Annotated in this window: 20 protein-coding genes and 4 pseudogenes; 12 read left to right on the top strand and 12 right to left on the bottom strand. The window is 67.5% G+C overall.

The window, feature by feature from the left end; genetic code table 11:
- Window positions 1-581: 581 nt before the first annotated feature.
- On the bottom strand, window positions 582-1,334 hold the full coding sequence (locus tag ABZS61_RS31445) for an SDR family oxidoreductase (protein WP_356428792.1): 753 nt from the start codon (window positions 1,332-1,334) through the stop codon (window positions 582-584).
- A gap of 749 nt (window positions 1,335-2,083) precedes the next feature.
- Window positions 2,084-2,529, bottom strand: a pseudogene (locus tag ABZS61_RS31440) (Lrp/AsnC family transcriptional regulator).
- Window positions 2,530-2,621: 92 nt separating this feature from the next.
- On the opposite strand from ABZS61_RS31440, the pseudogene ABZS61_RS31435 reads away from it, so the two are divergent.
- The 4 genes and pseudogenes from ABZS61_RS31435 to ABZS61_RS31420 form a co-directional block, all read left to right on the top strand.
- Window positions 2,622-3,438, top strand: a pseudogene (locus ABZS61_RS31435) (LLM class flavin-dependent oxidoreductase).
- Window positions 3,435-3,869 carry a nucleoside deaminase gene (locus ABZS61_RS31430; RefSeq protein ID WP_356428789.1) on the top strand — a complete coding sequence of 145 codons (435 nt, stop codon included), beginning with the start codon at window positions 3,435-3,437 and terminating at the stop codon, window positions 3,867-3,869. The pseudogene ABZS61_RS31435 and the gene ABZS61_RS31430 overlap by 4 nt, the downstream one beginning before the upstream one ends.
- A gap of 81 nt (window positions 3,870-3,950) precedes the next feature.
- The gene (locus tag ABZS61_RS31425; protein ID WP_356428786.1) at window positions 3,951-4,073 is read left to right on the top strand and encodes a hypothetical protein; all 123 of its coding nucleotides are present in this window, start codon (window positions 3,951-3,953) and stop codon (window positions 4,071-4,073) included.
- Window positions 4,074-4,209: 136 nt separating this feature from the next.
- Window positions 4,210-4,389, top strand: a pseudogene (locus ABZS61_RS31420) (transposase family protein); the annotation flags it as partial.
- Window positions 4,390-4,479: 90 nt separating this feature from the next.
- Here ABZS61_RS31420 and ABZS61_RS31415 read toward each other — a convergent pair.
- Both ABZS61_RS31415 and ABZS61_RS31410 read right to left on the bottom strand, forming a co-directional pair.
- Window positions 4,480-4,671, bottom strand: coding sequence for a hypothetical protein (locus tag ABZS61_RS31415; RefSeq protein WP_356428881.1), 192 nt, complete (start codon window positions 4,669-4,671; stop codon window positions 4,480-4,482).
- A 710-nt stretch (window positions 4,672-5,381) separates the two neighbouring features.
- A complete protein-coding gene (locus ABZS61_RS31410; RefSeq protein WP_356428783.1) occupies window positions 5,382-5,771 on the bottom strand; it encodes a hypothetical protein in 390 nt (129 codons plus the stop codon).
- A gap of 307 nt (window positions 5,772-6,078) precedes the next feature.
- On the opposite strand from ABZS61_RS31410, the gene ABZS61_RS31405 reads away from it, so the two are divergent.
- Together ABZS61_RS31405 and ABZS61_RS31400 are read left to right on the top strand one after the other, a co-directional pair.
- Window positions 6,079-6,927, top strand: a complete 849-nt coding sequence (locus ABZS61_RS31405) for an IS5 family transposase (protein WP_356428781.1) — start codon at window positions 6,079-6,081, stop codon at window positions 6,925-6,927.
- Window positions 6,924-7,400, top strand: coding sequence for a hypothetical protein (locus ABZS61_RS31400; protein ID WP_356428778.1), 477 nt, complete (start codon window positions 6,924-6,926; stop codon window positions 7,398-7,400). The genes ABZS61_RS31405 and ABZS61_RS31400 overlap by 4 nt, the downstream gene beginning before the upstream one ends.
- On the opposite strand, the gene ABZS61_RS31395 is transcribed toward ABZS61_RS31400, so the two are convergent.
- On the bottom strand, window positions 7,387-7,617 hold the full coding sequence (locus ABZS61_RS31395; RefSeq protein ID WP_356428775.1) for a hypothetical protein: 231 nt from the start codon (window positions 7,615-7,617) through the stop codon (window positions 7,387-7,389). The genes ABZS61_RS31400 and ABZS61_RS31395 overlap by 14 nt on opposite strands.
- 201 nt (window positions 7,618-7,818) lie before the next feature.
- Here ABZS61_RS31395 and ABZS61_RS31390 point away from each other — a divergent pair, with 201 nt between their 5' ends.
- The gene (locus ABZS61_RS31390) at window positions 7,819-8,250 is read left to right on the top strand and encodes a DUF4240 domain-containing protein (RefSeq protein ID WP_356428772.1); all 432 of its coding nucleotides are present in this window, start codon (window positions 7,819-7,821) and stop codon (window positions 8,248-8,250) included.
- Window positions 8,251-8,640: 390 nt separating this feature from the next.
- Here the strand turns inward: ABZS61_RS31390 and ABZS61_RS31385 are convergent, their stop codons facing one another.
- The gene (locus tag ABZS61_RS31385) at window positions 8,641-10,914 is read right to left on the bottom strand and encodes an FhaA domain-containing protein (protein WP_356428769.1); all 2,274 of its coding nucleotides are present in this window, start codon (window positions 10,912-10,914) and stop codon (window positions 8,641-8,643) included.
- Window positions 10,915-11,683: 769 nt separating this feature from the next.
- Here ABZS61_RS31385 and ABZS61_RS31380 point away from each other — a divergent pair.
- A complete protein-coding gene (locus ABZS61_RS31380) occupies window positions 11,684-12,823 on the top strand; it encodes an FUSC family protein (RefSeq protein ID WP_356428766.1) in 1,140 nt (379 codons plus the stop codon).
- A gap of 62 nt (window positions 12,824-12,885) precedes the next feature.
- Here ABZS61_RS31380 and ABZS61_RS31375 read toward each other — a convergent pair whose 3' ends face one another.
- Window positions 12,886-14,061, bottom strand: coding sequence for a spore photoproduct lyase family protein (locus tag ABZS61_RS31375; RefSeq protein WP_356428763.1), 1,176 nt, complete (start codon window positions 14,059-14,061; stop codon window positions 12,886-12,888).
- A 67-nt stretch (window positions 14,062-14,128) separates the two neighbouring features.
- Window positions 14,129-15,640 (bottom strand): cryptochrome/photolyase family protein, encoded by a 1,512-nt coding sequence (locus ABZS61_RS31370; RefSeq protein ID WP_356428760.1) that lies wholly within the window; start codon window positions 15,638-15,640, stop codon window positions 14,129-14,131.
- Window positions 15,641-16,202: 562 nt separating this feature from the next.
- On the opposite strand from ABZS61_RS31370, the pseudogene ABZS61_RS31365 reads away from it, so the two are divergent.
- The 3 genes and pseudogenes from ABZS61_RS31365 to ABZS61_RS31355 all read left to right on the top strand — a co-directional run.
- Window positions 16,203-16,430, top strand: a pseudogene (locus tag ABZS61_RS31365) (nitrate reductase); the annotation flags it as partial.
- Window positions 16,431-16,481: 51 nt separating this feature from the next.
- The gene (locus ABZS61_RS31360; RefSeq protein ID WP_356428757.1) at window positions 16,482-17,753 is read left to right on the top strand and encodes a PP2C family protein-serine/threonine phosphatase; all 1,272 of its coding nucleotides are present in this window, start codon (window positions 16,482-16,484) and stop codon (window positions 17,751-17,753) included.
- Between the two features lie 216 nt (window positions 17,754-17,969).
- Complete coding sequence (locus ABZS61_RS31355; protein ID WP_356428754.1) at window positions 17,970-19,502, top strand: FAD-dependent oxidoreductase; 1,533 nt, start codon at window positions 17,970-17,972, stop codon at window positions 19,500-19,502.
- Window positions 19,503-19,777: 275 nt separating this feature from the next.
- Here the strand turns inward: ABZS61_RS31355 and ABZS61_RS31350 are convergent, their stop codons facing one another.
- Together ABZS61_RS31350 and ABZS61_RS31345 are read right to left on the bottom strand one after the other, a co-directional pair.
- Complete coding sequence (locus ABZS61_RS31350) at window positions 19,778-20,119, bottom strand: DUF3140 domain-containing protein (protein ID WP_356428751.1); 342 nt, start codon at window positions 20,117-20,119, stop codon at window positions 19,778-19,780.
- On the bottom strand, window positions 20,116-20,343 hold the full coding sequence (locus ABZS61_RS31345) for a DUF2945 domain-containing protein (RefSeq protein ID WP_356428748.1): 228 nt from the start codon (window positions 20,341-20,343) through the stop codon (window positions 20,116-20,118). Before ABZS61_RS31345 ends, ABZS61_RS31350 begins: the two co-directional genes overlap by 4 nt.
- 435 nt (window positions 20,344-20,778) lie before the next feature.
- On the opposite strand from ABZS61_RS31345, the gene ABZS61_RS31340 reads away from it, so the two are divergent.
- Entirely contained in the window at window positions 20,779-21,252 is a 474-nt protein-coding gene (locus tag ABZS61_RS31340) for a hemerythrin domain-containing protein (protein WP_356428745.1), read from the top strand.
- Window positions 21,253-21,409: 157 nt separating this feature from the next.
- Here ABZS61_RS31340 and ABZS61_RS31335 read toward each other — a convergent pair whose 3' ends face one another.
- On the bottom strand, window positions 21,410-22,330 hold the full coding sequence (locus ABZS61_RS31335; protein ID WP_356428743.1) for an anti-sigma factor RsbA family regulatory protein: 921 nt from the start codon (window positions 22,328-22,330) through the stop codon (window positions 21,410-21,412).
- Window positions 22,330-22,626: an STAS domain-containing protein gene (locus ABZS61_RS31330; protein ID WP_356428740.1), complete on the bottom strand. Its 297-nt coding sequence runs from the start codon at window positions 22,624-22,626 to the stop codon at window positions 22,330-22,332. The genes ABZS61_RS31335 and ABZS61_RS31330 overlap by 1 nt, the downstream gene beginning before the upstream one ends.
- Window positions 22,627-22,872: the final 246 nt, after the last annotated feature.

The following is a 22,872-nucleotide window of genomic DNA, read 5'->3' as shown; positions in this document are numbered from 1 at the left end:
GAACCACGCGGCTGATCGGGCCTTCTTCTCGGTGGGCGGCGATGTGGCCGTCCTGCTTGCAGCGGGCGCACTGCTTGAGCACGTGCTGGTCGAGGCACCAGTGGCAGCAGCGGCCTGCCGGGCTGGGGCGGCGCAGGGTGCTGTCGGGAGGTTGGCCGTCGGATGACAGGTGGTCAGTGAGGTGCTGGTCTCGCGGGCCAGGCGCATGCCGGTGTGGTAAACGCTGTGCCTGCGGGTGCTGGCGGGCATCGAAACACATCCAGCCGACCTGGTCGCTCAGCTCGAAGTAGGCGGTGTGGAGCCGGTCGGTGAGGGGACCGCGCGGCCGCGGGCCTGTGCCACAACCTGGGATGCACTTTGCAAGATACCGATGCCCCACGTGAGTTCCCGGGCGCCATCACCATGCGGACCGAGCGTCCATGCCCTCGCCGGAGTCGGCGGCCAGGCATCGCGCCCGCCACGTCGTCCGCGGGCGAGTATCCACCGTACGAGCGGGAACCGGGCCCGGCCGGTGCCGGTAGTTGTCCGCCCCGCCATGGGAGTCCAGTGGTCCGGCCGGTCTGCGGCCCAGCCTACGAGCACTAACGGCCCAGCATCGCCCCACCGTTGACGTGCAGGATCTGACCGGTGGTGTACCCGGCGGCGGGTGACGCCAGGTACTGGATCGCGGCCGCGATCTCGCTGGGCTGCCCCGGCTTGCCGGTGAGGGACTGCGCGACCCGGGCCGCGACGAAGTCCGGTGTGGCGCGGTCCCCGAAGAACTCGGTGTCGCCGACGAAGCCCGGGGCCACCGCGTTCACGGTGATGCCCTCGGCGCCGAGCCGCTGGGCGAGTTCGAAGGTGTACGCGTGCAGGGCCGCTTTGGAGCCGCCGTACGAGCCGGGGCCGCGCAGGGCTGCGATCGACGACAAGTGGACGATCCGGCCGCCGGGGCGTACCACGTGCGGCAGCAACGCTTCGGTGAGCAGCACCGCGGTCAGTACGTTGGCGGCGAAGTTGCGCAGATAGCCGTCGGCGACGCCCTCCAGGGTGCCGTCACCGCCTGAGACGACGTTGCCCCCGGCGTTGGTGACGACGACGTCCACCGGGCCGTCCGCGGTGATGAACGCGGCGGCTCGGCGGACCTCTTCGGGCTGCGTAAGGTCCGCGGCGTGGAAGTCGGCCATGCCCTTGCCGTGGTCACCGGCGATCTCGTCGGCAGCGGCGCGCAGGAAGTCCTCGCGCCGGCCGAGGAGGATGACCCGGTCCCCGCCGGCGGCGAAGGCGGCCGCGGTCGCTTTGCCGATGCCCGTGCCGCCGCCGGAGACCACGACGCGACGCTGCTGCTCTGCCACGATGTCCACCTTTGATGTCGTCCGTGTATATGAATCTTAATCAGGTAGTGGACCGAACGCTAGGGAGCGGACCGGCTACTGTCAACAGGGACCACGGCCCCGGAATCACCGCGGCACTCCCCCGGCGCCTCCCCTTACGAGCTCGTGCACGGTCAGCGGTGGAACGTCGAGCATTGGATCGGCGATCATGGCTGCGTGGTGGGGAACGCGACTCGCAGAGCGATCTTCGGCGACCGGAGGATCACAGGGCTGTCGGCCCATGTGATTTCGGAACTCGTGGCCGAAGTCGGCCCGTTGTGGCATGAACGACACCAGGCCAGGCTTGCATCCCGGCCGCGGAAGCGTGCGGTGGGCGCCGGTGCGAAGCACCGCGATTGGACGACCTCCTTTGCTGTCAGCCTCACCGGAGTCCGGCTCCCGGTGTACGGCGGAGAGCCTGCCGATCTGCCGCCCGCCGTCTTCGACCGACAGTCATTGACAGCGACCAAGACCGGGTCGACGCATCCAAGCTGCATTTTTTCAGCAGAAACAGCAGTGGACCGGTGGTGCCGGTCGGCACCGTGAGCCTACGTGCGTGCGTCGATCATCAGTCCCAGACCCGTCTGCCGCCCTGACCGCAGCCAGGTGCGCCCTGCGCCCCTGGCTGCGGTCGACGGCTGTGAGTTCGTAGAAGGTGCCGTCGCGGATCGTCGCGAGCAGCACGTCCCCAGCCTGAGCAGGTCGGCCGCCGGCGGCCGACCTGCTGTCCGTCAGGGCCGGTTGGGTCCACGACAGGGCAGCGTCTGGCTGCAGACGACGCTGGTGGTCGTGCTGCCGAAGCCGGCCAACTCGTCCATGAGCGTCTCCAGATGTTCCATGGAGGTCGCGGCCACCTTCAGGGTGTAACAGTCATCGCCGGTGGTACGCAGGCACTCCAGGATCTCCCGCCTGTCGGCGAGCAGCCTACGCAAAGGTTGGTGGCGGTTGCCCGGGTACTTCAACCGGACGACGGCGAGCACGGAGTAGCCGACCTTGGCCAGGTCGACCATGGCGCGGTAGCCGGTGATGACGCCCATCTCCTCCAGATGCCGCACCCGTTCCGTTGTGGCTGACGACCGAGACTCACGCGCCGCCCCAACTCGCTGAGGGAGAGACGAGCGTCCCGTTGCGGCTCGTCGATGATCGCCCAGTCGATGTCATCGAGATTCCCGGCCATATCGAGATTCTACCGGGAAACCGGTGGGAGAATTCGATGTCAACCAGGAAAAGCACCATCCGGACTTCTTGATCACCGAGATAGCTTCGCTCATGCAACTTGGCGTCAACGTACCGGACTTCGGACCCGGCACGGATCCGGGCGTGCTCCGCGAATGGGCGCGGATCGTGGAGGGGCTCGGCTTCGACCTTCTCATGGTGTCCGATCACGTGGCCGTCACTCCGGACGTGGCCGAGCGCTATCCGGATCCGGCCCCGTTCTACGAGCCGTTCACCACGCTGTCCCGGTTGGCCGGCATGACCACCAGGGTGCGGCTGGGCACGACCGTGCTCGTACTGCCCTACCGGCATCCGCTGCTGGTGGCACGCATGGCCACCAACCTCCACCAGCTCAGCGGCGGTCGGCTCGGGGTCGGTGTCGGCTGGGCACGCCGGGAGTTCGACGCTCTGGGCGTGGCGTTCACCGCGCGCGGCAGGATGACCGACGAGCACCTCGTTACCCTGCGGAAGGCTTTGCGCGAGGAGGCCGGCGAACACACGGCCCCAATTCCCGTCTGGGTCGGCGGCAACAGCGAAGCGGGGATCCGGCGTGCGATCATTCGGCGATGCCTGGCATCCTCTGCGGGGCACCCTTTCCTGGATGCGCACGGTCCTCACGAACCACTCGCTGCTGGCATTCGCGCCCCGCATCGCTCTGCGGCTGACCACCACACCGGTCAACGATCCCGAGCGACCCGCGGGCATCAGCACCCTTGAACAGATCCTCGACGATCTCGACCAGCCGCACCGCCTCGGGGCCGACACCGTCGTGCTCGACCCCTACCGCGGAGACCCGCATGACACCCGCCCGCCCCACGCGGCCTGGCAGGCGCTCAACGCTGTCGCCAGAAACTGGAGGACACCATCATGATCACCACTGCCGACGAGAACTTCCTGCGGCGGGCGATCGCCATCGCAGCCCATGCCACCACCCTGGGCGACGCGCCGTACGGCTCCCTGCTGGTCGGCCCGGACGGCGCGATCTTCGTCGAAGCCCACAACACGGTACGCCGCGACAACGACATCAGCGCCCACCCGGAACTGAAACTCGCACGCTGGGCGGCCCGCGAACTCGCCCCCGACACGGCCGCCCGCACCACCATGTACACCAGCTGCCAGCCCTGCAGCATGTGCGCCGGCGGCATCATCCGCTCCGGACTCGGTCGTGTCGTCTATGCACTCTCCACCGAGCAACTCATCGAACTCAACCCGGAATCAGGTGCCTGGCCGATGACAGCTCAGGACGGCCCGGCCCTGTTCGATGATGCACGCGTCCCCATCAGCGACTACTACCGGCCATAGCGGTGAGGGCCGGATACCGGACCTCACCCCTTCGACTGAGAACGTCGGCGGGGGTGACGGCCTGAAATCCATGCCGCCGGCATGACCAGGACCTTTCACCAGGAACACCCCGATGCTGCCCTGGCAAGAACCCAAGCACTCCCCGAACTCGCCAACATCACCCACCTGCGGTTCAGGCCGCTTCCCAAACCCATCGACAAGTGACGTCATTACCGGGTTCTGGCACACATTCCGTGAGGATGATCAACGCGTTCTGCCACGGCGACGTCTCGTCACCTGGACCGTGGTGCGGTGTGATGACCTCATAGCGGTGCTCTTTCCGCACTTCAGGGCGGTTCTAATGGAGCGGGTGTTCACGGAGTGCGGTGTGGTGCACATCGTGGCGAGAACCCTCGATGGCCCTGCTTCGTGCCCGGACTGTGAGCTTCCGTCGAGGCACGTGCACAGCTGTTACCAGCGTCGGCTGGCCGATAGTCGGGTCGGTGGCCAGCCGGTGCTGATCGAACTGACCGTGCGGCGGCTGTACTGCGAGAACAACCTGCGCGGGCGCCGTACGTTCGTCGAGCAGGTCGTGGGGCTGACGTTCAGGTACGGGAGACGCACTCCTGCTTCACGCCTTGTCCTGGCAGCCATTGCGGTTGCCCTCGCAGGCCGGGCCGGGTCCCGCCTTGCTGTTGCCCTGCAGACGAGGGTGAGCCGGATGACCCTCCTGCGGGTGATCATGGCCGTGCCTGATCCGCCGTGGGCCGTCCCAAGGGTGCTGGGCGTCGATGACGTCGCCACCCGCCGCGGGCAGCACCACGGCACTGTCCTCATCGACTGCGAGACCCGTCGACCTCTTGACTTACAGCACGGTTGCGACGAAGGCGATGTCGCCGATCGAAGCTCGTACCCGAGAGCGGCACGCGACCATCCATGCCCTGCGGCCCTCACAATCCATGAGCGGGCGGCCCCGCCCCCGTTGCCGACAGCAACCGACTGGGGAACGAAGAGCAGCCCTGGGGGAAAATTTTCACGAATCCTCATCAGCACCCCGTTGCCGTGTTCGCCCGCCGCTCTCGACGTCGAGCTCCACGCCGCCCTGGCCGCTTTCGACGCTGCGGCCGCTCCGTGGCATGAGGCCCTCGAGGACCTGGACGAAGACGTCCTCGCCGAGGCCGGCGCCGAGGCCGGCGCCGAAGCGCGGGCCTTCGGCGCCGGCCCGGCGGCCGCGTCGACGAGGCGGTGCGCGACCTGCTCGGGCAGTTGGCCGACTGGCAGCAGTCGATCGGCGAGCTGGGCCGCGCGCTCACCACGGCAACTGAAAGCCGACCGCTGCCCGGCTGGTCCACCGACGCCAGTCGCACCGAGGACATCGGGTGGCGTCAGGCCCGCACCACGCTGCTCGAGGCCGTCGCACGCCACCACCACGCTCACCTGCTCGCCGCCATCGTCGAGCTCGGCGGTGAGCTGGAGCTCCAGCTACCCGTAACGGGCGCTTCAGGGGCGCGGTCATCCCAGAAGGCTGCGCGGTCAGCGCCGGCCGCCGCCGATGCGGCGGTCGTCGGCCAGTGCGGTCAGCGGGCCGAACTCGCGGGCAAGCTCGTTCCACGTCAGAACCTCGCCACAGCGGGCCGGGAACTCCTTCGGATTGAACTCGGGCATGGTCCAGGTGCCAGTGCCCCGGTCCCGCAGCCACAGGTCCCCGTCACCGTCGACCACAGTCGGCGGGACCGGTACGGGCTCGGCCTGATCGGTGGGCTCCCAGGTGATCCGGCCCGGGTGGGAAACGCGGCGCAGCTCGGTGGTGGCCAGCCGCGCGGCCAAGTCACGGGTGGACTCTTCGGCGTCCTTGACCGACGCGAGTCGGTAAGCGTCGTCAATTACGGGCAGGGCTGGATTCTTGCTGCGCTTTGAACTCATACGCTGACTACCTCCGGTGGGGGGCGTCACATCCGCTATGGCACCCCATAGAGGAACACGGTATCCGAGGCGGGAGCCGGGCCGGTTACGACAACTGTCCAGGTGGAGGCGCTGGCACACCGGGCGGTGGGGCTAGGTGGTGAGCTGGTCCTGGACGTGGCGCAACCCGTAGTGGTAGCTCTCAGATATGGCGGTCCGGGTCTAGTGGGCGGTTCGTGAGACTTTGAGTGGTTCTGCTGTCGCCTGATGGTGTGGTGGCGGGCCGGAATGGGCCGGTCCGCGGGTACTGATCTGGTGATGTGATCGGGTGAGTGAACGCAAGCCGTATCCGAGTGACTTGTCGGACGAGCAGTGGTCGCTGATCGAGCCAGTGATCATCGCGTGGAAGGTCCGGCACCGCTCGGTCAGCGGCCATCAGGGCGCCTATACGGTGCGGGAGATCGTGAACGCGATCCTCTACCAGGGGCGGACCGGCTGCCAATGGGCCTATCTCCCGCACGACCTTCCGCAGAAGAGCGCGACATACTACTACTTCGCGGCCTGGCGTGACGACGGAACCGACCAGGTCATTCACGAACTGTTGTGCTGGCAGGTGAGGGAGCGGGCCCGCCGATTGGAGGACCCGAGCCTGGTGGTGCTGGACACCCAGAGTGTTCATGCGGCCGCTGGGGTCCCCGCCACCACGACCGGCCACGATCCCGCCAAGCGGGTACCCGGACGCAAACGCGGCCTGGCCGTGGACGTGCTCGGTTTGGTCATCGCAGCCGTCGTCCTCGCCGCGAACACCCACGACAACGCCGCGGGCATCGTCCTGCTGGACCAGGTCGCCGAGCAAGCCGGCGGGAGTGTCCGCAGAGCCCTGGTCGACCAGGGCTTCAAGAACCAGGTCGTCCTGCACGGCGCCGGCCTGGGCATCGACGTTGAGATTGTGCAACGCGACTCGCAGGTCAAGGGGTTCGTGCCGCAGCCGAAGCGGTGGAGGGTCGAGCAGACCTACGGAATCCTGATACTGCACCGGCGCCTGGTCCGTGACTACGAGCACCACCCCTCCTCCTCCGCCTCCCGCGTCTACTGGGCGATGACTCACGTCATGACCCGACGCCTCACCGGCGCGAACACTCCCACCTGGCGCGATCAGCAGGCGGTGAGCGTGTGAACATCCGGCCCCTGCTCGAAGCGCTCGACATCCAGGCGGACGCCGCCCGGGCCCTGGCCGACGGCCTCCGCATACAGATCGAGGAACTACAGAGCCGCCTGCGGGAGGCCGAGACTCACCTGGAACACCTCGCGATCACCCGGAAGACCGTCACCGCGCTCGCTGACCGGCTCCCTGCCCAGACTTCCAGGGCCGACCGGCCCGAGCACCCGGACTGCCCCCGTATCCTTGCTGTCTTCCATGAGGCCACCCGCCCTCTCCGGGCCCGTGAAGTCTGCAAAGCCCTCGGCCACGAACAACTGCCGAGGAACATCGAAGGCACCCGCGCCAAACTCAAGCGCCTCGTCAAGCTCAACATCCTCACCGAAGCGGACGCCGGCAGCTTCACCAGGAAGCAGTCGTCACCCTGCAACCGGCAGCCCTGCCCCAGCACACCCGGCTCATGGCGTCGCCTGTCTGTCAGTAGAGGATGAGTCGCCAACGCTCGACCCAAAGCAGCCGCTGACCACCCGAAACGCGTACCTGGACACGGTCTTCTTTCACCTGCCAGACGGTGCCGTAGAGCGTGGCGCCGGGAAGATCCACCCTGACGATGTCGTAGACCTCCAGATCGCCCTCGACCGGCCGGCTCCACACATTCGCGCACTGCTCGCAGAGGTAGCCGACCACATCGCATCCCTCAGCAGTCATCGGGACGCCCGGACGAACCGCTTCGACCAAGCACCGAGGACACGGGTCAGCAGTGTGCGGGCCTACTGATCGGGACATGGCCCGATCCTGCAGTACGACAACGAAGCACGGCAAACTTGATGTCAGGTGGCATCAACGTCAGCCAGAACAGACATCAACTGACGAACCGCCCTCTCAGACCCATGCGGCATGCTCGCCCGTATGAACGAAGACGCCTTCTGGCAGCTCATCGAAGACTGCAGGCCAACTGAAGCTGACCCTGAGGCCGAGCTGCTTGCACCCGCACTGACCGAGCGTCTTGCCCAGAGCCCGTTGTCGCTTGTCACAGGCTTCGCGGAACAACTGTCGTGGGCGCTCTACTACCAGCTCGACCGCAAGGAATACGGATACGACCTGTCCGATGACGCCTTCCTCTACACCCGTGCTGCCGTGGTCGCGGCCGGGCGCGCCGTCTTCGAGGGCGTCCTTCAAAACCCTGCGGCCTTCACGCCGTACGCCACGAAGCTCATCTGGGCGGAGAGCTTGCTCTACACACCGGACCGTGCATACAAGCGCATCACCGGGGAGGAGTGGGACCGCAACACGCGATACTCCCACGAGTCGCGCTCGAACACCGAGGGCTGGGCTGACTGACCAGCGTTCGCCAACACCTGCTGGCGGACTCACGAGCTGCCGATCGCTCTCACGGAATGTGTGCCTGATCCCGTTATCGCGGTTCTGGCTCGCTGTCCGTGATGCGTGCACGCTTCAGCGACTCGACGGCTGACAGGCTCCGGCGGTCACGAGGTTCTGATTCTGAAACGGTCAGTTGGTGCGGCAGCCCTCACCCGGTCTCAGACGGTCGGGCCGACGTCCAGGAGCTGGGCAGTGGTCCGTTCACGGTGGGGGACGACGAGTCCGATGGTGACGATTGGCGCCGTCCCCGAGCACCGTCATGCCTGGCATTCGCCTCCGATGGCAGCAGTTTTCGGGCGGCTCAACAGGGCCGTCGCAAGCCACGCATCCAAGGTCGTACGGCAGTGGTCAGCCCCAGACAGGCGCCGAGAAGACGCTGGCCGAGTTGTACCCCGAGTGCGGGAGGGCGGGCCAACCCACAAGTTCGGGCTGGGTACGGTGGAAGTCCGCAGCCACGAGCGTCGCCAGGTTGAAGTACGCCTCCCGGGTCTGCGCCTTCATCTTGGCAAGGTCGACCTCCGCTCCCGCGGAGAGGTGCTCGTCGAAGGGGACCACCACCACACCGCGGCAACGAGCCCGGAAGTGGGCCACCACATCGTTCAGCTTGACGATCTTGGCGGTCTTGCGTGCCTCGGACACCACAGTGATGCTCCGCTGGACCAGGTCGGCGTAGCCCTGGGCATTGAGCCAGTCCAAGGTGGTACTCGCGCTGGCAGCGCCGTCCACGCTGGACGTGGCCACGACGATCAGCTGATCCGCAAGATCCAGGACGCCGCCCATGGCGCTGTGGAGGAGGCCGGTACCGGAATCCGTGAGGATGATCGGGTAGTGCTGCCCGAGGCAGTCGACGACCTTGCGATAGTCCTCGTCGTTGAACGCGGTGGAGAGGGCAGGGTCCACATCGTTGGCGAGGACCTCCAGGCCGCTCGGCGACTGGGACGTGTAGCGGCGTACCGCCATGTAGTTGGGCAGGTTCGGGAGATCGGCCACCAAGTCACGGATGGTCGCGTTGGTCTCCCGGCGCACCCGGCGGCTGAGCGTACCGGCGTCCGGGTTGGCGTCGATGGCGACGACGCGGTCCTGGCGCTCGGTGGCCAGCATCGCGCCCAGGGCGGTGGTGGTGGTCGTCTTGCCGACTCCACCCTTCAGGCTGATGACGGCGATCTTGTAGCAATCCATCACCGGGGTGCGGAGTACGGCCAGCTTCTGCTGCCGTACCCGTTCGGCGTTCCTTCCGCCGATGCGCAACTTCTTGAGACCGTCTCGGATGCCTGATTTGTTGCGAAGGAGACGGTCGGACGAGAGCTCGACCGACGGGCTCTGCCCCAGTGCGCTGCCATGCCCTGAGCGATCGAGCGGCGCGGGGGCGTAGCCGGCCGCCGCCCGGCGGTTGACCGGTGGACCGTCGGCGAACCGTGACCGCTGCGCCGCCCTGGCGTACGGGCGTGACAGAGGAGCTCCTCCAGGGTCGTCGGCCACGGAGGCGTCGGCTGATGCCTGTTGTCCGAATTCACCGTGCCGCTCCTCGGCCGACCGTACGAGCGGCACGGCTTCCCTCGATGCCGAGAGCTGGGGCTCGGTTGCCGCATTCCGATCCGGTGCCCTGCGGCCTCGGGAGGCGTCCGGCCTGCTCTCCTCTCCATCAGGAGCTGGGCGGCCGACGCTGGCGTGTCGGTTGTTCTTCATAATGTTGAGTCCTTTCGATGATCTTGAAGAGCTCTTGGGGACAGCTTCGGCGCGTCGGCGACGGGATGCTTCCGCCATCGGTCTACCGTGTTGTTCTGGCTGACGAGGCGCCTCGCCACGGGGACCGCGCTCGACATCGGACGCAGCCATCTGCTGTTGGCCTGCAGGAGGGCTTTTCTGGATCGCAGGTGCAGCCGCCTTCGGCCGGTCGGCGCCTGCGGCTGCACCCTCGGGGGGCAGACCGCCTCCCCGCCCGTTCAGGTGGGTCGGCGGTCCGTGCCCGGACGGGAGCAGCTCCGGAGCGTCAGCACCTTTCGTCCCTGGTGCCTGCATGCTCCGAAGCTGCGACGGCTTGGCGACCGGACGGAGGCCTCGTCGGACCAGCAAGTTGTTACTGTCGACGGACAGGTCATGCTCTACGAACTGTTCGACGGTTACGACCTGTTTCCCCGCGCTCAAGGGCTGCGGCGGTTGCCTCCAGGCCATGGCCTGCTCGTGGCCGCCCCACTCACGCGCCGCAACCGCGCGGCGTTGCGCAGTTTCCATGGCTTTCTGGACGGCCGGCGGAATCTCGATCCGGCTCCTCACTCGGTACCGACCGGTTTCCAGATCGTCCGCGCACTGCAACTGCACTTTCAGAGGTCCCACGAAGGAATACAGCTGCGAATCGGCGTACTCGCGCACTTTCTCGACCAGCTCGTCGCCGAGCATCACCAGGCATGTGCTGTGCAATGCGTGATCGTCGTTGTTGAGCTCGACGACGAAGCTGTTGGGTACGACAGTGCGGTCGGGGCTCCAGATTCTGGCATTGACGTCACACTCACGCCGGAGCGCGCCGACGAACTCCAAGGGCTGCACCGCAGACTTGAAGGCTTTTGCGAAGGCGCCGTTCACCCACGCCTCGAAGCGCTGCTCCAGCTTGTTCAGCGTTCCCACTGTTAGCCTTCCAGTACGGATCGCCCGCCATTTGAGCGAATGTGCGTTCACTGACTGGGTCTTTTTAGCCAAATTTCGCCCATTACTGCGGTGTGTCTCCGTGATTCACTCGATCGTCTCCGGAGTCGCCCGCTTCGGCCCATGCCGGGACCGACGGGTCGGCGCACATACGAGCACCAGCAGGGGCCGAGCGCGGACGGGAAGACACGTCGGCACGTCTCACGACTCGAGCCCCAGGACACAGCAAGGTGACCCGCGTCCGGGGCCTCGAGCGGAATCGCCGCGATCGGAACCTCGGGGCTTCAAAACGCGGGTGTGACCTGCGGGGTTGTGGGCTGCAACCGCCCTGGGACCTGCCGAGAACCCCCGGCCCGCTGCAGGCAGGCGGTCGTCCGTCACGCGGAGCCATGCGAAGGCCAGAGCATGAGTCGCCTCGTGACGCACGCGCCAGGTCCTGGACGCACCCACAGCCGGTCGGGGCACCTCGTCGTTCGCGCACGCGGGCTGCTCCGGCATGTGCTGTGCAGGCTGCGGTCACGTCGCGGACGTACGCACGGCCGATGCGCTGCATGAGGATGCCGTTGATGGTAGCCCTCTGTTCCGCACTGCGCCGACGCGCTCGACGAGCCCTCCGCCCTTCACTCCGGCGCGCCCAGCCCGTACCTCTTCAGCCGACTGCGACGCATATCCTCACCGCTGGGGGGCACCGAGGCAGAAGGTCGGCGGTGCTGCACACAGGCAGGGGCCGCCCTATCGGGGAGTGAACGGGTTGGCACGGCACGTGCGTTGGGTGGCCACCGGTCTGTGGGCCGGACGGGAGTGGGCGACGGTCCGGCGGTCCGTCCACAACGCGTTCGAGGAGTCCGGGCCCGAACGGGACACCCTCGTCCAGTCCCTCAAAGCAGCCGCGGCGGCGATCATCGCCTGGGCCCTGACCGGATGGTGGCTCCAGGCTCCCATGGCACTCCTGGCTCCATGGACGGCAGTCGCCCTGGTCAGCAGCACCGTCTACCAATCGCTGCGCACGGGCAGCCAGCAGTTCGGCATCATCGCCCTCGGCACGGTGTGGGCGTCGGCCGCCATGGCCCTCACGCATGACCAGACCATGGCCGCCATGCTGCTCACCGTGCCGTTCATGACGTTGCTCGGGAACTACCGCCGATTCGGGAGCCAGGGCATCCTCGGGGCGAGCACGGCTCTTTTCGTGATCACCTACGGATCGTCCAGCGCTTCCGACGTCGGTCACCGGCTGCTGGAGACACTCACCGGCGCGGTGGTGGGCATCACGGTCAACGCCCTCGTCCTGCCCCCGGTCCATCTGCGCAGCGTCCGCGAGCGCCTGCGCCGGCTCGCGCGCGAATCGGCCGACCTGCTCGACACCATGGCGCGCGGCTTGCGCGAGGACAACGCCTCGGAGTGTGCCGAGAACTGGCACACCGAGGCGTCCCGTCTGTCGTTGTCTCTCCAGGGCGTGGCCGACGCCAGGCACTGGGCCACGGAAGGGGCGCGCTGGAACCCGGGCGGACGGCTACGACGGACGGGCCCCCCGCCCCCACCTTTCGCCGAGGACATTCGGTGGGGCCGGATCTGCACCCGCATCCTCGCCGTCGCACGCACCCTCAACGGAATCGGCGGTGACGACAGGGGCCTCCCGAAACCGCCTCCCCGCTTCCTCTTCGAGCTGTCCGAGGTACTGGACCAGGCCGCCCACATGTGCGCCGAGGAGGCCGAGCATCCGGCCTCGGCCACCGACGGGCGCCGTCGCGAGCGGACGATCGACAAGGCATGGGCCGCACATCGCGCTCTCGCCGACAACTTCCAGCACCAGGAGGGACCGGAGGCCGCCGTCGGAGGTGCGCTCCTGCTGGAGACACGCCAGTTGCTGACGGACCTGGCTCCACTCCCCTGAGCGGCACCGGAAGCCGCCCCCGCGTCCAGCGGAGTTCCCGAGGGCTCTGGGCGGGACCGTGCTCAGAAGGCGTACCGGACGCGCAGCCACGGCGTGTGCGTGGTGATCAGTTGCTGGATGTGTGTCAGTGACTCGCGCTTGATGTCCCGTGCGTAGCGGACGTTGAGGGCTCCGTTCTGCGAGCGCTTGGTCTCCTGGGCGGCCGGCTGCCACAGCACTTCCTCGGCGCGAGGGTGCCAGCCCAGGTTGACCTCGTGGAGCGACTGATTGTGGGTCAGCATGATGATCTCGGCCGCCGCCTGTTGCTTCACGCGGGCGGGCAGCACGTCGTCGAGGTGGGAGAGCAGGTCGGCCCAGTCGCGCTGCCAGCCCGGGCGCAGGATGACGGGAGAGAGATTGAAGTGGACCTCGTAGCCGGCATCGAGGAAGTCGGCAGCTGCGGCGATCCGCTGAGGGATCGGGCTGGTCCGGATGTCCAGCAGCCGGGCGTCGTCGGGTGGCATGAGGGAGAAGCGCACCCGCGTACGCCCCTGAGGGTCGAGTGCGAGCAGGTCGGGGTTGACGAACTTGGTCGCGAAGGATGCCTTCGCCGTCGGCAGACCACGGAAAGCGGCGACGAGATCTGCCGTGTTGTCGCAGACCAGGGCGTCGACCGAACAGTCGCCGTTCTCGCCGATGTCGTAGACCCATGCCTGGGGGTCACACTGGTTGGGCTCCGTTTTGGGGCCTTGGGCCCGTACGTGACGGCGTACGTGGGCCACGATCGCCTCGATGTTGGTGAACAGCGTGATGGGGTTGGCGTAGCCCTTGCGACGGGGGACGTAGCAGTAGGCGCAGGCCATCGCGCACCCGTTCGAGGGGCCAGGAGCGATCCAGTCGGCCGACCTTCCGTTGGGACGGGTTTGGAGGGTGTGCTTCATCCCGAGGACGAGCGTCTCGGTCTTGATTCGGACCCAGCGGGCGATGTTGCCGTCGTTGCCGTGGAGAGAGGGGATACGCCAGTGGCTCGCGACCTCGGTCACGCGTGCTCCTGGCAGCTGGGCCATGATCTGTCGGCCGCGTGGGGAGTCGAGCGCTGCCGGCTCCGCGTAGACCTCCCGCACGTCGAGCATGCGGCGGGCCTCCGGGCTGTCCCGGAAAGCCCGGTGCGCGGCCGGCCGCGCTGCGATGTCCGACCACCCGAAGAGGGCCTGCTGCTCGGGCTCTCCCGGCGCGGCTCCTGTCGGCGGTTGATCCACGTTGCTCTTCTCTCCACATGTGCGTCGTGACATGTGCGTCGTGACATGTGCGTCGTGCCGAAGGGCGTCAGTCGCGGCGGTGGCGCTCCTGTTCGAGCAGGGCGTCGAGATCGCGGAGCCGGTCCAGTCCCCGCACCGCCTGGGTCATCCGGGCGTTGCGCTCGAACCGGTCGCGGTGGCGGTGCAGGAGATTCCAGTACCCGGCGGTGAAGGGGCAGGCGTCCTCACCGACCCGTACGGACGGCTTGTACCGGCAGGGTCCGCAGAAGTCGCTCATGCGGTCGATGTACGCGCCTCCGGACGTGTAGGGCTTGGTGGTCATGCGGCCCCCGTCCGCGTACTGCGACATGCCGACCACGTTCGGGACCATGACCCAGTCGTAGCCGTCGACGAAGCTGCGGTGGAACCAGTCGGTGACGGCCCGGGGCTCCCACCCTCGTTGCAGGGCAAAGCTGCCCAGAATCATCAGGCGTGGAATGTGGTGTGTCCAGCCGGTCGTTCTGACCTGTTCCAGGACGTGGGTGAGGCAGTTCGCCTCGGTGCCGTCCGGGGACAGTTCCATGAACCAGTCAGGCAGTCCCTCGTGGTGGCGCAGGGCGTTGCTCGCGCGGTAGCTCGTACCGAAGTGCCAGTAGACGTGCCAGACGAACTCACGCCATCCGGCGATCTGTCTCACGAATCCCTCGGCGCTGTTGAGTGGCACATCGCCTGATCGCCACTGCGCCTCCGCACGTTCGACGCATTCCGCGGGGTCCAGCAGGCCCAGGTTGAGCGACGAGGAGAGCAGACTGTGGCTCATCGTCGCGTCCCCGGCGAGAACCGCGTCCTCGTACGCACCGAACGTGGCGAGCCGGTGATCCACGAAACGGCGGAGCGCGGCCAGCGCCTCCCGGCGGGTGGCGGGGAACGTGCGGGGCGCGTCCTCACCGACGAACTCGACCTCCCCGTCACGGGACCAGCGGTCGAGGTCGGATCGCACCTCGGCGTCGATGTCGCTCTCCCGGGGGCGATAAGCCGCCGGAATGCCGAGGTCGGAGGCGCCGCGCGGCGGGGGCTGCCGGTTGTCGTGGTCCAGGTTCCACCGGCCGCCGACAGGGCGGTCGCCCTCCATGAGCAGGTCGTGCTTCTGGCGGACCCACCGGTAGAAGTCCTCCTGCCGGAGGTGCTTCGTGCCGCGTCCGTCGGCCCATTCCTCGAAGTCGTCGTGCGTCACAAGAAACCCGCGCGCCGGCAGAACGCTGACGGAGGGCAGTGCACGCACGAACGCGAGGGCCGCGTGGGACGTGGGATGGTGCACGGTCACCGGGCCGTCCTCCACCGCCTCGCGCAGACCCTGACGGTAGGTGTCCGTCTTGACGTACTGCACTCGGTCGCCGAGCTCGGCGGCTCGATGCCGCATCGCGGAGAGGACCAGGTGGGCCTTCGCACGGTGGAACCGCCGTCGTCGGAAGACGCTGCGGGCCTCGATCATGAGCAGCGGCGCGTTCCGCTGCGGGCCGCCCCGCGCGGGATCGACGAAATGGGGACCGAGCTGATCGCCGAACAGCCAATGGGTGGCGCCGGACTCGCTCTCAGTCATCAGTCATTCCGAGCGCTCCCTCGACGAACTGTTGCCCGGGTCGGCGCGCGGCGTGACGCTTTCCCTCACAGATCAAAACGTACGACGGCGCCGGCAACGCTCAGCACACGCCGGGCGCCGTGGGGCAGGCCTGTAGGGGCCCTCCGTGCCGTGCAGCGCATGCACGACACACGGCACCGTGCAGCGGCGCCCATCCGGAGCGGCGGCGCGATATCGGCGCTTCGGTGGAGGACAATCCCGATGGTCGTCACGCCGGTGACATCGGGTCTCGTCGGCAAGGTGCTCAGGAGCGCACGGACGAGCAGGAGGCGACGATGGAGCCCTTGGATGACCGAAGCGGCAGAACCGTGGGGCAGCCACGTGCCGCACCGACGGCACGCACGTCGCACGGCCCGGTCACAAAGACCTTTCGGCCGGCAGGTCCACGCCTCCCCCGGCCGGCTGACCCGACATCTGGTCCGTGAGAACGGGCGGTTGATGGCGAGAGAGTGGGACACCGCGATGAGCCGCGCCGTCACCCGCTCGATCGACCTTCCGGTCGAACGCGGCCCAGGAGCTCTCGTTCCGCTACGCCGACCACAGCTCGATCCGGATGCCGTGGATCAGTGGCGCGAACCCGGGCGCGTCCATGCCCGAACTCCCCGCGTGCGCTCGATTCTCGCCCAGGAGCGCCTGTTCGTCGTCCTGCAGCACCTGCCGCTGACCGACGGCCGGTGTGCGCCGATGTCCCACGTCCCGCTGCCACCTGGGCAGGAAGACCGGCACGTTCACCCATGCCGACCGCACCGTTCGGTCCTGACACCGTCCGCCGAATGCCAGCATGTAAGAAAGGTACGGAAGCATGGACCAGGAGCGTGAGGCGGGCGGGCGACGCCTGCTCGCCGATCTGCTGGCTGCCAGCCATCTCACGCCGATCGACCGGCTTCCGGACGTGGTTGCTGCTCACGCCCGGGACGGAGGGTTCACCCAGGTCTTGATCTACCTCGGTGACCTGCAACGCCGGGTGATGCGTCTGCTCGTCGGCGAGGGCACGTACGGTCACGGTCACGAGGCGGAACTGCAGATCGATGGCACCACCCCTGGACGGGCCTACCAATACGGTCGCATCCTGCCCGCCGGCCCGTCGAAGGGCTCGAGCTCGTCCTGGTGGGTGCCGCTCCTGGACGGCACCGAGCGGCTCGGCGTCCTGTACGTCGAAGCCGAGCAGGACGACGAACGTACGCAGGAGGACATGGACCGGCTCGCGGCCCTCCTCGCACTCATGATCGTCAGCAAGCGCACCTCCAGCGACACCTTGGCAAAACTGATCCGCACCGAGCAGTTGAGCCTCCCCGCTGAGATGCAGTGGAACCTGATGCCCCCCAGCGCCTATGCCGACGGGCGAGTGGTGATCTCCGCCTCCATGGAACCTGCCTACCGGATCAGCGGTGACGCCTACGAATACGCGATCGACGGCCCCCGCGTGCATCTGTCCATCTTCGACGCCATGGGTCATGACACGGCTGCCGGTCTCTGCGCGGCGCTCGCCCTGGGAGCCTGCCGCAACGCCCGCCGGACAGGGGCCGACCTGGTCGCCAAGAGTGAGGCAGTGGAAGCAGCGCTGATCGAGCAGTGGGGCGGCCACCGCTACGCCACCGGAATTCTGGCGACCCTCGACACCCGCACGGGTGTACTGAGCTGGGTCAACCGCGGTCATCACCGGCCTGTCATCATCCGGGGCGGACGCTGGTCCACCCATCTCGAGTGCCCGCCCTCCCACCCGATGGGCACCGATCTGGGCGTGGAAGTCATCACGTGCCGTGAGCAACTGGAACCTGGCGACCGCATCGTGCTCTACACCGATGGGATCACCGAAGCGCGCACCCCCGGCGGGGAAGAGTTCGGGCTCGCCCGTTTCACCGACTTCATCATCCGCCACCACGCTGACGGTCTGCCCGTCCCCGAGACCCTGCGCCGCCTGGTCCATGCCGTCCTCGACTATCACCACGGCCATCTCCAGGACGACGCCACCGTCCTGCTGTGTGAATGGCTCGGCTCCGGAGCGGACGCAACCGAACGTGCCTCCGCTCTGGCCGGCCTACCGGTGGAGGACCACCCAGATGCACGACAGTGAGCACGGGAGGGCGTCACCTTCTGCGACTCGTCCGGCTTCAACGCCCTGCTTCGGCTCCGACGCCGTGCCAGGGTCCACACCACACCATGTACAGGGTCGCGTAATTGCCGCACGGGCGGGCGGCAAGCCGCACATCGCCTCCGAAGGATCAGGGCCGCTCAGGGGAAGTGTCGTCCCGCCGCGTCTCCTTCCAGCTGCTGAGGGAACACGTGGTTCATGACCACTCGAGCAGAACTGCCCGGCACGGCAGAGTCCTACTGGATGGCCACCACTCCGGGTACCCGGTGGCCGACGCTGGACACGGACACGACGGCGGACGTCGTCGTGATCGGCGCAGGTATGGCCGGCCTCAGCACCGCCTGGGAACTGACCCGGGCCGGACGGAACGTGGTCGTGCTGGAAGCGGACCGTGTCGCTGCCGGGGTTTCCGGCTACACAACGGCGAAACTGACCGCGGCTCACTCCCTCGTCTACGGACGACTGCGCCGCACGCGGGGCAAGGACGGCGCGCGCCAGTACGCCCACTCCCAGCAGACAGCAGTGGAGCGGGTCGCATCAGTGGCGGTGGAACTGGGCATCGACTGTGACTTCGAGCGGTCGTCGGCCCTGACCTTCACCACTGACCCGCGACAAAGAGCCGTCTTCGAGGCCGAGGCTGAGGCCGCCGCAGAAGCCGGCCTGGACGCCGCCTTCGTTACGGAGACAGACCTGCCGTTCCCCGTGCCGGCAGCTGTGCACGTCACACACCAGGCCCAATTCCACCCGCGCAAGTACCTGCTCGGCCTGGCCGACGACATCACCGCACGCGGCGGTGCCATTCACGAGCGAACCCGCGTGACCGGCCTCTCCGAGGGCAGTCCGTGCACGGTGACAACCGAGCGGGGCATGACGATCACGGCGAAGGACGTCGTCGTCGCCACGCACTACCCGGTCTTCGACCGGGCTCTCCACTTCGCCCGCTTGTCACCTCGCCGTGAACTGGTCGTCGCCGCTTCCCTCCCCGCCTCCGAGGCACCGGAGCACATGTACATCACGGACGACATGGGGAAGCGATCGGTCCGTACCGCGCCCCTCGACGACGGCCGACGGCTCCTGATCGTCACGGGCGAGAGCTTCACGCCCGGCACGGGTGACAGCCGCGAACGGTTCCTGCGCCTGGACGGATGGATGCACGAACATTTCCCGGTCGGCGACACGGAGTACCGCTGGGCCGCCCAGGACAACGACGTGAGCGACGGCGTGCCGCTTGTCGGCCCCTTCCACCCGGGTGCACGCCATGTGTACGTGGCGACCGGGTTCGGCGGCTGGGGCATGAGCGGAGGCGCCATGGCCGGACAGCTGCTGGCCTCGACGCTCACCGGTGCGGAAGCGGAGTGGGCAGGACTGTACGACCCGCGCCGTCTGTGGAGCACCCTCCGTGAAGGCACGGCCCTGCTGAAGCAGCAGGCGGAGGTCACCCGGCATTTCGTGGGCGACAGGCTGAAGACCACCCACGTCGACTCGGTCGCCGAGATCGCCCCAGGATCAGGTGCTGTCGTACGGGTCCAAGGGAGCCGTTGCGCCGTCTACCGCGACATGGACGGTATGGCGCACGCCGTGTCGGCGCGCTGTACCCATCTCGGCTGCCTGGTCGCCTTCAACGAGGCGGAGACCGCGTGGGAGTGCCCCTGCCACGGTTCACGGTTCGGTATCAACGGCGAAGTACTTCACGGCCCGGCACTACGGCCTCTGCCTCCCCGCAGCGTCTGAGAGTGGTCACCGTCGCAGCGCGTCTTCCGGGTAGCCGCCTGCGACGTTCCCACCCGGCCTATGCCGAGACGTTCGCGAGCACGGCCGCAGAGCAGCCGAGAAGAACAGCAGGTCGAGGGGGCCGATCCTTACCTTGAGCCGCAGGGTCCGGTCCCCCTCGATCTGCCCCGCTGAAACAGCTTTCGCTCGACGTACACCGCCACCCCTGCAGCACCGCCGACGGCCCGGCCGGCCAGGTCTCGGCGGAGGCAGGCGAACTCATGCCGCGCGACTCTCTACGCCAGAGGATCGTGACCCCAATTCATGAGAGAGAATCGCCATGACGTCTCTCTGACGTCACCGGACGGCCGCTGGGCGAGGTGCCGGTGAACGTATCCGACGACTTTTCGCATGTGGGCGATGTCGTTGTCCGTGAGATCAGAGTTCCTCTTTTCCAGCAGTTCGACGATGCGACGCCCGGACGCATGGCCCGTGCTCTCGCCGCCACCGTCCGACTGGCCCACTTCTTTCGACTCCTCCGTGGCCAGCCATTCCTTGAGGCTGCTGGGCGTCATGTTGACGGCCTCACCGAATTCCTCGATGGTGTCTTTCCGCCCCTTTTCGGTGGTCCCGCTCACGAGCCGGGTCCTTTCTTGTGCAGGGACTCCGGCTTGTGCACGGCTCTGCGCCCGGATTTCTCGCTCTCGACCTCGTACTGCGGTTCGTCCTTCGAGGCGTCGACGGTGCGTCCTGCCGCCTCGGTGCGCTCCGTGATCTTCTTCTTCACTTTCCCGGGAACGCTCTGCCCGTGACTGCTCCACGAGACCTGATCACCTTGGTCGAGCTTCTTGCGCTTTGGCATGATCCGCCCGCTCCCTCGCTTCGGTCCCCGCACTGCACGACGATCTGCAAACGCTCTCAACTTTCCCGCCATTCATGGGTCCGCGCATGCCGGCGGTCCACCACGGCAGACATCGGCACGCCAGTAGGACAGCCCTCGATCGGTACACCGGGCACGCTTCTGATGCCCGTCGCCGCCACGCAGCTGCTCGGACATGGTTCCCCGGTCGCGCGGCCACGGCGGCAAGCAGCATCAGTCACTCACCTGCGCGAAAACCGGGCAGAAACCGCAGCCGCCATGCCTGCCCGCGCCCACGGCCTATCGGCGAACGGCTCACGAGGATCGCTGGTGCGGGCCAATCTTTTCCTGGAGGAGAGCTATGTGGTGGCGCGCCGGGTAGGCGGCGTCATGGGTGGCCGTTGGTGTCTCCCTGTACGGCGAAGCTGAGGAGGACCCGTGGACGGGATCGTGCTGCTCAAGGAAGACCACAAGACTGTGGAAAAGCTGTTCAAGCAGTTCGAGAAGGCCGGCGACAACGCCCATGCCGAAAAACGGAAGATCGCCGACCGGGTGATCGACGAACTCACGACCCACACCTGGATCGAGGAAAAGATCTTCTATCCGGCAGCCCGCGAAGCCGCCCCCGATACCAAAGACCATGTCCTGGAAAGTGTGGAAGAGCACCACGTCATGCTGTGGATGCTTTTCGAACTCAAGGACCTCGACCCTACGGACGAGCGGTTCGAAGCCAAGATGAGCGTCCTCATGGAGAACGTGCGCCACCACGTCGAGGAAGAGGAGAAGGAGTGGTTTCCCGAAGTCCGCAAAGCCATGGGCCGTAACCGCCTCACCGAACTCGGCGAACAGATGCAAAAGGCGAAGAAGAAGGCTCCGGGTGAGCCCCTCGCCGTTCCCAGCGCCATCCAGTAACCCACGGCTCAGGGACCGCGAACCGGCCGCAGCGGCCCAGCAGGGGATCCCGCCCGAGCCAGGACACTCTCCGACCTGATCACTCTCATCGATCAGGCGTGGGTGGTGACGGACGAAATGAAGGTGCGCCTGGCCGCCCGCCGACGCGCGTCCGCAGTCAGTTCGCGAAATAGAAGCGGATCGCGGTGCCTTCCGGGCCGGTGTGAACGCGGACCAGGTCGGTGAGGTAGTGAACCATCAGCAGGCCCCGGCCGCCGAGCTGCTCCCGCGCGGCCGGGCGACGGCCTGCCAGAGGGTCACTCAGCCGCCCTGCGTCTGTCACCTCGCACAGAACCTGACCGTCCTGCGACCAGACCCATACGGTGCCTGACCCGCCACCATGCACCACGCTGTTGGTGGTCAGCTCGGCAACGGCCAGGGCGAAGTCGTCCAAACGCCCACCCGCGAGCCCCAGATGCCCGGCCCGCCCCACGGCGAACTCCCGCGCGAAGGGAAGGAGCTCGGCATCGAACACGAAGGCCGAGGTGTCCGACGGACGGGCCAGCGGCCGGTTGTACGTGGCGACGATGCGGTCGGGGTCGTAGCTGCTGCTGTGCACCTCACGCCCCGCGTCGACGATCACGGGATGGGTGGCGTACGCGTCGGCGAGCACTGTGGCATCGAGCCGGACGGCGTCGTAGGGGCAGACGATCGTGACGTCGCGGCCGCGGAACGCAGCATTGATCAACGCCTCGTGCTGAACGCAGGCCGGGTATTCGGCCGCTGTACGGCCGGGCCAGATCGGTTCTCCGATGATGCGCACCCGACTGATGGGGTGGGCGTCGGCAAAGGCCCGCAACACCTTGGGAATGATCCTGCCCGGGTTGCGCCCGGCCTCGTTCATGTCGATGAGCCGCACTGCGTCGGCGTCCGCACCGAGTTCCGCGCGCAGCAGCGTGAGTTTGGGGCCCGGGACGGCCACTGCCACCGGCTCGCCCGCGGCGAGACCGTCCTGGATGAAGGGCACTGTCCCGGCCAGGTACTCCTGGACATTCCGGTAGAACAGCGCCGGGTGGACGAACGATTCAGCCGCATGCATTACTTCGTCACCTCGATCGCTGACAGGCCGGGCCAGAACAGCTCCAATGCGCGCCGCAGCGGGCTCGGGGGCGCTTTGAGGACCATACGGCGTCCGACGCCGAGCCGCTGGGCCGCAACCGCCACCGCAGACGCGCCCGCCACGTCGACGAACGTCACGCAGGACAGGTCCAGGTAGACGTCGCCGCTCCCGCCGACCAGACTTTCCAGAGCGTGCTCCCACGCGGCGCGTGTGGCCAGCGTGACCTCGCCGGCCGCGTGCACTCCCGGCGGATCCGTCAGGGGACGGATCTCCAACGCGGCTCCCCTCGACGGCGACGATGCCGCCGGAGAGTCCGCACCATGTGAGCCGTCCACCCTGTGACCTCCACGGACCTCAGTACCGCGGCATCATCCCACGGCTGCGAGGCTCCGGGCCCACCACCCCGCAGAGCGTGGACAGTTCAAGGCGTGGCGCGGTCCCACAACGCGCTGCGGCAACGTGAGGGATACGGCAGACGTCGTGGCGGTGGTCAGCGTTCTGTTCGCGACGACGGCACATCA

The organism is Streptomyces sp. NPDC005566 (genome assembly GCF_040605575.1).
GTDB lineage: Bacteria > Actinomycetota > Actinomycetes > Streptomycetales > Streptomycetaceae > Streptomyces.
This window is presented reverse-complemented; position numbering and strand designations above follow the sequence as displayed.

Bases quoted from the DNA above. Each gene is read 5' to 3' on its own strand.
- ABZS61_RS31430 (WP_356428789.1), top strand. From the start codon at position 3,435: ATGATCACCACTGCCGACGAGAACTTCCTGCGGCGGGCGATCGCCATC.
- ABZS61_RS31425 (WP_356428786.1), top strand. From the start codon at position 3,951: ATGACCAGGACCTTTCACCAGGAACACCCCGATGCTGCCCTGGCAAGA.
- ABZS61_RS31410 (WP_356428783.1), bottom strand. From the start codon at position 5,771: ATGAGTTCAAAGCGCAGCAAGAATCCAGCCCTGCCCGTAATTGACGAC.
- ABZS61_RS31395 (WP_356428775.1), bottom strand. From the start codon at position 7,617: ATGACTGCTGAGGGATGCGATGTGGTCGGCTACCTCTGCGAGCAGTGC.
- ABZS61_RS31390 (WP_356428772.1), top strand. From the start codon at position 7,819: ATGAACGAAGACGCCTTCTGGCAGCTCATCGAAGACTGCAGGCCAACT.
- ABZS61_RS31370 (WP_356428760.1), bottom strand. From the start codon at position 15,640: ATGACTGAGAGCGAGTCCGGCGCCACCCATTGGCTGTTCGGCGATCAG.
- ABZS61_RS31360 (WP_356428757.1), top strand. From the start codon at position 16,482: ATGGACCAGGAGCGTGAGGCGGGCGGGCGACGCCTGCTCGCCGATCTG.
- ABZS61_RS31355 (WP_356428754.1), top strand. From the start codon at position 17,970: ATGACCACTCGAGCAGAACTGCCCGGCACGGCAGAGTCCTACTGGATG.
- ABZS61_RS31345 (WP_356428748.1), bottom strand. From the start codon at position 20,343: ATGCCAAAGCGCAAGAAGCTCGACCAAGGTGATCAGGTCTCGTGGAGC.
- ABZS61_RS31335 (WP_356428743.1), bottom strand. From the start codon at position 22,330: ATGCATGCGGCTGAATCGTTCGTCCACCCGGCGCTGTTCTACCGGAAT.